At 71.1% G+C, this 8688-nt stretch carries 7 protein-coding genes; 2 read left to right on the forward strand and 5 right to left on the reverse strand.

All coding sequences use genetic code 11. The annotated features are described in order from the left end of the window. Positions 1-10 precede the first annotated feature (10 nt). The 3 genes from G6045_RS36960 to pdhA are packed head-to-tail and all read right to left on the reverse strand — an operon-like array spanning position 11 to position 3587. Positions 11-1438 (reverse strand): dihydrolipoamide acetyltransferase family protein, encoded by a 1428-nt coding sequence (locus G6045_RS36960; protein ID WP_165336614.1) that lies wholly within the window; start codon positions 1436-1438, stop codon positions 11-13. Then, entirely contained in the window at positions 1438-2472 is a 1035-nt protein-coding gene (locus G6045_RS36965; protein ID WP_165336615.1) for an alpha-ketoacid dehydrogenase subunit beta, read from the reverse strand. Before G6045_RS36965 ends, G6045_RS36960 begins: the two co-directional genes overlap by 1 nt. Then, complete coding sequence (pdhA, locus tag G6045_RS36970; protein ID WP_165336619.1) at positions 2469-3587, reverse strand: pyruvate dehydrogenase (acetyl-transferring) E1 component subunit alpha; 1119 nt, start codon at positions 3585-3587, stop codon at positions 2469-2471. The genes G6045_RS36965 and pdhA overlap by 4 nt, the downstream gene beginning before the upstream one ends. A 229-nt stretch (positions 3588-3816) precedes the next feature. Here pdhA and G6045_RS36975 point away from each other — a divergent pair, with 229 nt between their 5' ends. Further along, positions 3817-4359: an Lrp/AsnC family transcriptional regulator gene (locus tag G6045_RS36975; RefSeq protein ID WP_408056411.1), complete on the forward strand. Its 543-nt coding sequence runs from the start codon at positions 3817-3819 to the stop codon at positions 4357-4359. 138 nt (positions 4360-4497) lie between these two features. Here the strand turns inward: G6045_RS36975 and G6045_RS36980 are convergent, their stop codons facing one another. Together G6045_RS36980 and G6045_RS36985 are read right to left on the reverse strand one after the other, a co-directional pair. Beyond that, on the reverse strand, positions 4498-5088 hold the full coding sequence (locus tag G6045_RS36980) for a TetR/AcrR family transcriptional regulator (RefSeq protein WP_165336616.1): 591 nt from the start codon (positions 5086-5088) through the stop codon (positions 4498-4500). After that, positions 5085-6668 carry a 3-hydroxyacyl-CoA dehydrogenase gene (locus tag G6045_RS36985; RefSeq protein ID WP_165336617.1) on the reverse strand — a complete coding sequence of 528 codons (1584 nt, stop codon included), beginning with the start codon at positions 6666-6668 and terminating at the stop codon, positions 5085-5087. Before G6045_RS36985 ends, G6045_RS36980 begins: the two co-directional genes overlap by 4 nt. A 199-nt stretch (positions 6669-6867) precedes the next feature. On the opposite strand from G6045_RS36985, the gene paaN reads away from it, so the two are divergent. Beyond that, positions 6868-8589: a phenylacetic acid degradation protein PaaN gene (paaN, locus tag G6045_RS36990; RefSeq protein WP_165336618.1), complete on the forward strand. Its 1722-nt coding sequence runs from the start codon at positions 6868-6870 to the stop codon at positions 8587-8589. The last annotated feature ends 99 nt before the right edge of the window (positions 8590-8688 follow it).

An 8688-nucleotide genomic window follows, 5' to 3' on the forward strand; every position in this document is an offset into this window, starting at 1 on the left:
CCCCCTCCCCTCACAGCGACCGCAACAACACCGCCGGCTGCTCGACGCAGTCCGCCACGTACCGCAGGAACCCGCCCGCCGTACCGCCGTCGCACACCCGGTGGTCGAAGGTCAGCGACAGCTGGACCACCTGGCGTACGGCCAACTCCCCCTGGTGCACCCAGGGCTTGGCCACAATCCGCCCGATCCCGAGCATCGCGGCCTCGGGGTGGTTGATGATCGGTGTGGAGCCGTCGACGCCGAACACCCCGTAATTGTTCAGCGTGAACGTGCCGCCGGTGAGATCGGCCGGGGTGAGCCGCCCCGCCCGGGCCTCCTCGGTCAGCCGGGCGAACTCACCGCTCAGCGACTCGGCGCCCCGGGACTGCGCGTCCTTCACCACCGGCACGACGAGCCCGCGCTCGGTCTGCGCGGCGAAGCCCAGATGCACCCGGTCGAGCCGCACGATCTCGCGCGCGGCCGTGTCCACCGTGGAGTTGAGCTCCGGGTAGCGGTCGAGCGCGGCCGTGCAGATCCGGCCGAAGAGAGCGAGCAGCGAGATCTTCGGCCCGCCCACCGCGTTCATCGCGGCCCGTGCGTTCATCAGCTCGGTGGCGTCGGCGTCCACCCAGACGGTCACCTCGGGGATCTCGCGCCGGCTGCGGGACAGCTTGTCGGCCACGGCTCCGCGCACCCCGCGCAACGGGGTCCGTGTCTCCCCCTGGGTCCGTACGGGCGCGGCCGGTACGGCGGCGGTCCGCTGTCCGGCCGCCCGTACGGCGTACTCGACATCGGCGCGCAGGATCAGCCCGTCCGGTCCTGAGCCGGTCAGCTCCCGCAGATCGAGGCCGTTCTCACGCGCCAGCCTGCGGACGAGAGGAGAGATCACCGGGACGGGGCCCTCGGCCGCGAGCGGGCCACCGGGACGGCCACTGGGCGTCTGCCCCGGAACCGCGTCGAGCGGCGCCGGACCGACAGAAGGCGCTGGACCGACGGCAGGTACCGGATCAACCGAAGGCGCCGGATCAACCACAGGCGCGGAACCGACAGGCGGCGCGGAACCGACAGCAGACGAAGCCGGCCGCACCCGTCGCCGACGGGCGGGCGCGGCGCCCGTCCCGTACCCGACCAGCACGTTCCCCGACCCCTCGGCCTCACCGTCCGACGACGACGCCGTATCCGCGGACGCGGCACCCGCATCGGAAGGAGACGAAGCCCCCACCGCCACCGTCAACAGCGGTGCACCGACCGGCAGTTCCGACCCCTCCTCACCGAAGCGGGCCGTCACCACCCCCGCGTAGGGGCAGGGCACCTCGACCATCGCCTTGGCCGTCTCCACCTCGACCACCGGCTGGTCGATCGCGACCACCTCGCCCACGGACACCAGCCAGCGGACGATCTCCGCCTCCGTGAGGCCCTCGCCGAGATCGGGCAGCTTGAACTCGAGAACCTGTGCCATCAGCCGACTCCCCCTTGCGACTCCCACTGCAGCCGCGCCACCGCGTCCAGGATCCGGTCGACCCCGGGCAGATGATGACGCTCCAACATGGGCGGCGGATACGGGATGTCGAACCCGGCGACGCGCAGCACCGGCGCCTCCAGATGGTGGAAGCACCGCTCGGTGACCCGCGCGGCGATCTCGCCGCCCGGACCGCCGAAGCCACCCGACTCGTGCACGACCACCGCACGCCCCGTCCTGCGCACGGACGCGCAGACCGTCTCGTCGTCGAACGGCACGAGCGAGCGCAGATCGACGACTTCGAGGTCCCACCCCTCGGCCTGCGCGGCCTCGGCCGCCTCCATGCAGACCGGGACCGAGGGCCCGTACGTGAGCAGCGTCGCGCTGCGACCCCGTCGGCGCACCACGGCCCTGCCTATCGGCTCAACGGACGTGGGTGCCTCGGGGTTCCAGGAATCCTTCGACCAGTAGAGCCGCTTGGGCTCGAGGAAGATCACCGGGTCGTCGGAGGCGATCGACGCACGCAGCAGGCCGTACGCGTCCTCGACCGTGGCCGGGGTGACGACATGCAGGCCCGGGGTCGCGATGTAGTACGCCTCGGAGGAGTCGCTGTGGTGCTCGACGCCGCCGATACCGCCGCCGTACGGCACACGGATGGTCAGCGGCAGACTCATCGCGCCCTTGGTGCGGTTGCGCATCTTCGCCACATGCGAGATCAGCTGCTCGAACGCCGGGTACGCGAACGCGTCGAACTGCATCTCCACGACCGGCCGAAGCCCGTACATGGCCATACCGACCGCGGCACCGAGAATCCCGGCCTCGGCGAGCGGGGTGTCGGTGACGCGGTCCTCGCCGAACTCCTTCGCGAGCCCGTCGGTGATCCGGAAGACCCCGCCGAGCGCGCCGACGTCCTCGCCCATCACATGGACGGACGGATCCTCGGCGAGCGAGTCCCGCAGCGCCCGCTGCAGGGCCTGCGCCATGGTGGCGGGCTTCGTCCGGGGGGCCTGGGAAAGGCCGACTGCCGTGCTCATCGCTCCTGCTCCGCTTCCAGCTCGGCCCGCAACTGCTCGGCCTGCTCGCGCAGTTGGGTGGTCTGCTGCGCGTATACGTGGGTGAACAGATCCATCGGATCGAGCACCGGATCCGCGTTCATCCCCTGCCGCAGTGCGGCCGCGAACTCCTCCGCGGAATCCCGTACCGCCTTGACGCGCTCGTCGTCGAGCAGCCCGCGGCCGGTCAACTCCCGCTCCATCAGGGCGATCGGGTCATGCGCGCGCCAGGTCTCGACCTCGGCGTCGTCCCGGTACCGGGTCGCGTCGTCGGCGTTGGTGTGCGCGTCCATGCGGTACGTCACGGCCTCGACGAGCGTCGGGCCGTGGCCCGCGCGTGCGTTCCGTACCGCCTCGCTCAGGACCTCGTGCACCGCGGCCGCGTCATTGCCGTCGACCAGGCGGCCCGGCATCCCGTAGCCGACGGCCTTGTGGGCCAGCGACGGGGCGGCGGTCTGCTTGGCGAGCGGTACGGAGATCGCGAAGCCGTTGTTCTGCACGAGGAAGACGACGGGGGCCTTCCACACGGCCGCGAAGTTCAGCGCCTCGTGGAAGTCGCCCTCGCTGGTGCCGCCGTCGCCGACCATGGCGAGCGCCACGACGTCGTCGCCCTTGAGGCGCGCGGCGTGCGCGAGACCCACGGCGTGCGGGAGCTGGGTGGCGAGCGGGGTGCTCAGGGGGGCTATGCGGTGTTCGTACGGGTCGTAGCCGGTGTGCCAGTCGCCGCGCAGCAGACCGAGGGCCTGCACGGGGTCGAGCCCGCGGGCGACGGCGGCGAGGGTGTCGCGATAGCTGGGGAAGAGCCAGTCCTGCTCCTGGAGGACCAGGGCGGCGGCGACCTCGGCGGCCTCCTGGCCGGTGGTCGAGGGGTAGACGGCGAGGCGGCCCTGCTTGGTGAGGGCGGTCGCCTGCGCGTTGTAGCGCCGGCCGCGCACCAGCTCTCCGTACAGCTTCAGCAACAGAGCGGAGTCGGCCTTGTCCGCGGCGCTCGTGCCAAGAACCCGGTAGGGCTCCGGGTCCGGCAGCAGCGGGGCAGGGTCCGTGCGGGGCTTCCAGGCGGGCGGCGGCGTGGGCTGGTGGACCCCCCGCTGCTCCATCACCGGTGTGCCGTGTTCTGTACGCGTGGACACCGTTGCACCTCCTTGTGGGAGCGGCTCGGCGGCTCCTCGTGGGAGCTGCCTCGGGCAGCGCGGTTGTGATGCGCCTCACCAACCGATTGTTCGGTCGCCGACACATTTTGGCTACAGGCCCCTCCAGGCTGTGGACAAACGGTTCTCCACAGCCTGGGATAGATGCATTACGTCCATGGTAGGGAGGCGGGGGGACATGGCATCTGAACGAATGGCCGAGGACGGATCCTCGAGACCCCCGGAGGCCGCGCAGACCGGGGGCGTACCGGACTCCCCCGAGGCCGAGATCCCGCCGCGTCCGCTGGACTCGATCGACCGGTCGATCCTGCGGATGCTGCAGACGGACGGTCGCGCCTCGATACGCTCCGTGGCCGAGCACGTCCATGTCTCACGCGCCAATGCGTACGCCCGTATCAACCGCTTGATCGAGGACGGCGTGATCCGCGGCTTCGGCGCGCGGGTCAATCATGAGCGCGCGGGCCAGGGCGCATCCGCCTACATCACCCTGAAGATCGTCCAGAACTCGTGGCGCACGGTCCGCGAACAGCTGCGCGCGCTGCCGGGCGCGGCCCATATCGCCCTGGTCAGCGGTGACTTCGACGTTCTGCTCCTGGTCCACACCCCGGACAACCGCACGCTGCGCGAGCTCGTCCTGACCAGGCTCCAGTCCATGCCGGAGATCCTGAGCACGCGCACGCTCCTGGTCTTCGAGGAGACGGATCTGGATCCGGAGGCGTGAGGGCCGACGGGCGGATAAAGGGGCGCCGTTTCCGACAGGGGTGCCCGTAAAACAGGCACCCCTCCCCCTCCCCTTCCGCCGTCTCGCGGCTGCCGACCGGTGGGGTCCGTATACCGGAGGGTCCGCGGTACGCGGTCCTCAGTCCTCGACCCGCAGTCCCCGGAAGGCCAACTGCACGACGGCATCCGCGATTTCGGCTCCGTCCGCACCCCGGGCCTCGGGGCGGAACCACTCCACGAGCGAGTTGATCATTCCGAAGAGCAGCCGGGTCGCGAGCCGGGCCTCCACGTCGTCGCGCAGATCACCCTCGGCGATGGCGGCCTTGAGCAGATCCGCGACCCGGTGGTCGAAGTCGCGGCGGCGGTCCATCGCCCAGCGTTCGGTCTCGGTGTTGCCGCGGACGCGCAGCAGCAGCGTCACATACGGGAGTTCGGTGGTCAGTACGCCGACCATGCGCCGTGTGACATGTTCGAGCCGCTCCACCGCACGGCCCTCGCGCGCCTCGGGCTCCTCGAGGATGCCGAAGAGCCCGTCGATCGCGCGGCTCACGGCGCGGCGCAGGAGCTCCTCCTTGCCGGCGACGTGGTGGTAGATCGAGGACTTGGAGATCCCGGCCGCCTTGGAGAGGTGCTCCATGGAGGTGCCGTCGTACCCGCGCTCGATGAAGATCTGTACGGCTACGGCGAGGAGGGTCTCGGGGGTGTAGGTGTCGCGTCTGGCGGTGGTCATCGCAGGTCCCGGTACTCCAGGGGATCAGTGCGGCCGATCAGGCCCGGGGTGGGCCCGTAACGGCCGGTGGGGTGGTACTCGTGCAGGTTGCGCAGGACACGTGCGACGGTGAGCTCGCCCGCATCGGCGGCCCAGTCGAGCAGCCGGACCGGGTAGTTCACGCCGAGCCGCATCGCGGTGTCGGTGTCCTCCTGGCTCGCGACCTCGCGGGCGACGGCATCGGCGGCCAGATCGATCAGCATCGCTATGGTGCGCGCCACGATCATGCCGGGCACATCCGGGATGTACGTGACCTTCTTGCCGAGCGCCTGGAAGAACCCGGCCGCCTCGGACCTGGCCCGCTGCCCGGCGCGCGGACCGGCGGCGAGGGCGATCCGGGTGGCGGCCGCGTAGTCGAAGGACCAGTCGAAGACGAGGACGTCCTCGCTCTCGTACGCCCCGACGGGCAGGCCGTCGGTCGGGAACAGCAGCCCGCCGCCGGGCAGTTCGATGTGCGGCTCCGCGTCGTCCTCGGCCTCGACCTCGATGCCCGCCTGCCGGGCGAGCCCCACCAGCGCCTTGGCCGGACCGAGGTCCCCGTGCACGATGACGGTCCGCGGCGCATCGGCCGGCGGCTCCGTGAGCGGCTCGGGACGCGCCGCCCCTTCCTCGTACGAGAACCATCCCTGGCCGGACTTGCGGCCCAACCGGCCCGACTGGACGAGCCGTTGCTGCGCGAGGGACGGCGTGAACTTGGGGTCCTGGAAGAAGGACTCCCAGACCGAGCGCGTCACCGCCTCGTTGACGTCCTGGCCGATCAGGTCGGTGAGCTCGAAGGGCCCCATCTTGAAGCCGCCGCACTCGCGCAGCACCGCGTCGATGGTGGCGGGATCGGCGGCGCGCTCCTCGTACAGGCGGAACGCCTCCGCGTAGAAGGGGCGGGCGACGCGGTTCACGATGAAGCCGGGGGTGTCGGCCGAGCGGACCGGGGTCTTGCCCCAGGCACGGGCGATGTCGTACGCGCGTGACGCGGCGGCCTCGTCGGTCGCGTACCCGCTGACGATCTCGACGAGGGGCAGCAGCGGCGCGGGGTTGAAGAAGTGCATGCCGACGAACCGGCCGGGGACGCGCAGGGCGCCGGCGATCGCGGTGACGGAGAGGGAGGAGGTGTTCGTGGCGAGCAGGCACTCGTCGGAGACGGTCTTCTCCAGTTCCCTGAAGAGGTCCTGTTTCACGGCGAGTTGCTCGGTGACGGCCTCGATGACCAGGCCGCAGTCGAAGAGCGCGCCGAGGGACGTCACGGGCACGAGCCGCGAGCGTGCCTGATGGCGGGCGCCGGAGGTGAGACGGCCCTTCTCCACCAGCCGGTCGAGGCGCGCGGTGATGTCACCGACCGCCTCCTTGGCCCGGCCCGGCGCCGCATCGTGCAGATACACGTGATGGCCGGCCAGGAGCGCGACCTGGGCGATGCCCTGGCCCATGGTGCCGGTGCCGATGACGGCCACGGACAGGGCGGCCGGCGCGGGCACGCGGTCCTGCACGGGCCGGGACTCGGGCGTGCGGTCCTCCGGCTGCGAGGTGGCGCGGTCGCTTGCTGTCATGTCCGCGATCCTCCCGTATGGGTTTTCCACAGGTTCCCCGGACCCCCTTGTCCCGACCGATCGTTCGGTTACTCTAGCTCTCGTCGCACCTCCCTGCCCAGCAGCTCTCACCGCGCCGCTGCCCAGCAGCGCCGCACGCCCGTCACCGTCCAAGCTCACCGGTTCACCGTCGAACCGGCATGAGGAGGAGTTGGTCTCCATGGCCGCCGCCGAGCTCACCGCTCAACAGCTGACCGAGAAGCACAACCCCACGCTCTTCAAGGCGCTGGACGCCATCGCCACGCGCGCCTACTGGTCGCCGCACCCCGAGCACCCCAAGGCTTACGGAGAGGGCTCCCCCTTCGAAGGCAGCCTGAGCGCCGCCGACGGCAAGGCCGCCTTCGACGCGCTGCTCGGCAGCCGGTTCGACCTGGGCCAGCCGGGCACCGACGGCTGGACGGGCGGCTCCGAGAACGGTGAAGTCTCGCCGTACGGCATCGAGTTGGGCGTCGAGTATCCGCACGCCGATCTCGACGTGCTGCTGCCCGCCATGCGCGCGGCGATCCCCGCCTGGCGCGACGCCGGTCCCGAGCTGCGCGCCGTCGTCTGCCTGGAGATCCTGGCGCGGATCAGCGCGCGCACCCATGAGTTCGCGCACGCGGTCATGCACACCAGTGGCCAGGCCTTCATGATGGCGTTCCAGGCCGGCGGCCCGCACGCCCAGGACCGGGGCATGGAGGCGGTCGCGTACGCCTATGCCGAGCAGGTGCGCACGCCGGGTGCGGCGGAGTGGAGCAAGCCGCAGGGCAAGCGGGATCCGCTCAATCTGAGCAAGCAGTTCACGGCCGTGCCGCGCGGCATCGCGCTGATGATCGGCTGCAACACCTTCCCGACGTGGAACGGGTATCCGGGCCTCTTCGCCTCCCTCGCCACCGGCAACCCGGTGGTGGTCAAGCCCCACCCGCGCGCGGTCCTGCCGCTCGCGCTCACCGTGCGGGTGGCCCGCGAGGTCCTCGCCGAGGCGGGCTTCGACCCCAACCTGGTGTGTCTCGCCACCGAGAACCCGGGCGAGGGCATCGCCAAGACCCTGGCCGTACGGCCGGAGATCCGGATCATCGACTACACCGGCTCCACCGCCTTCGGCGACTGGCTGGAGACCAACGCCCGCCAGGCGCAGGTCTACACGGAGAAGGCCGGCGTCAACACGGTCGTCATCGACTCCACGGCCGACTACAAGGGCATGCTGTCCAACCTGGCCTTCTCCCTCTCCCTCTACAGCGGCCAGATGTGCACGACCCCGCAGAACCTGCTGATCCCCCGCGACGGCATCACCACGGACGCGGGCCCCAAGTCGTACGACGAGGTGGTCACGGACATCGCCGGCGCGGTCTCCGGCCTGCTCGGCGACGACGCCCGGGCGAACGCGCTGCTCGGCGCGCTGGTCAACCCCGACGTGAAGGCCCGCCTGGAGGCGGCATCCGGCCTCGGTGAAGTCGCCCTGGCCACAAGGGAAGTCGAGAACCCGGAGTTCCCGGGCGCGGTCGTGCGCACACCGGTGATCGTCAAGCTCGACGGCACCAAGCCCGACGCCGAAGCCGCGTACCTCAGCGAGTGCTTCGGCCCGGTCTCCTTCGCGCTCGCGGTCGACTCGTCGGCCGACGCGGTCGAGCTGCTCCGGCGCACGGTGCGGGACAAGGGCGCGATGACGGTCGGCGCGTACACCACGTCGGACGAGGTGGAGCGCGCCGTGGAGGAGGCCTGCCTGGAGGAGTGCGCCCAGCTCTCGCTGAACCTGACGGGCGGGGTCTACGTCAACCAGACCGCGGCCTTCTCCGACTTCCACGGCTCGGGCGGCAACCCGGCAGCGAACGCGGCCCTGTGCGACGGAGCGTTCGTGTCGAACCGCTTCCGGGTGGTGGAGGTGCGTCGGGAGGCCAGGTAGGCCATCAGGCCATCCTGCTAGCGGGGTGCAGGGGGCGCAGCCCCCGCTGGGGTGCTTGGAGCGCAGCACCAAGCACCCCGCCCCGCCTCACCCCGCCTC

The organism is Streptomyces mesophilus (assembly GCF_011044995.1).
GTDB lineage: Bacteria > Actinomycetota > Actinomycetes > Streptomycetales > Streptomycetaceae > Streptomyces > Streptomyces mesophilus.

Excerpts from the sequence above, each read along its gene's own strand:
- G6045_RS36960 (WP_165336614.1), bottom strand. The coding sequence starts at position 1,438 with ATGGCACAGGTTCTCGAGTTCAAGCTGCCCGATCTCGGCGAGGGCCTC.
- G6045_RS36965 (WP_165336615.1), bottom strand. The coding sequence starts at position 2,472 with ATGAGCACGGCAGTCGGCCTTTCCCAGGCCCCCCGGACGAAGCCCGCC.
- pdhA (WP_165336619.1), bottom strand. The coding sequence starts at position 3,587 with ATGGAGCAGCGGGGGGTCCACCAGCCCACGCCGCCGCCCGCCTGGAAG.
- G6045_RS36975 (WP_408056411.1), top strand. The coding sequence starts at position 3,817 with ATGGCATCTGAACGAATGGCCGAGGACGGATCCTCGAGACCCCCGGAG.
- G6045_RS36980 (WP_165336616.1), bottom strand. The coding sequence starts at position 5,088 with ATGACCACCGCCAGACGCGACACCTACACCCCCGAGACCCTCCTCGCC.
- G6045_RS36985 (WP_165336617.1), bottom strand. The coding sequence starts at position 6,668 with ATGACAGCAAGCGACCGCGCCACCTCGCAGCCGGAGGACCGCACGCCC.
- paaN (WP_165336618.1), top strand. The coding sequence starts at position 6,868 with ATGGCCGCCGCCGAGCTCACCGCTCAACAGCTGACCGAGAAGCACAAC.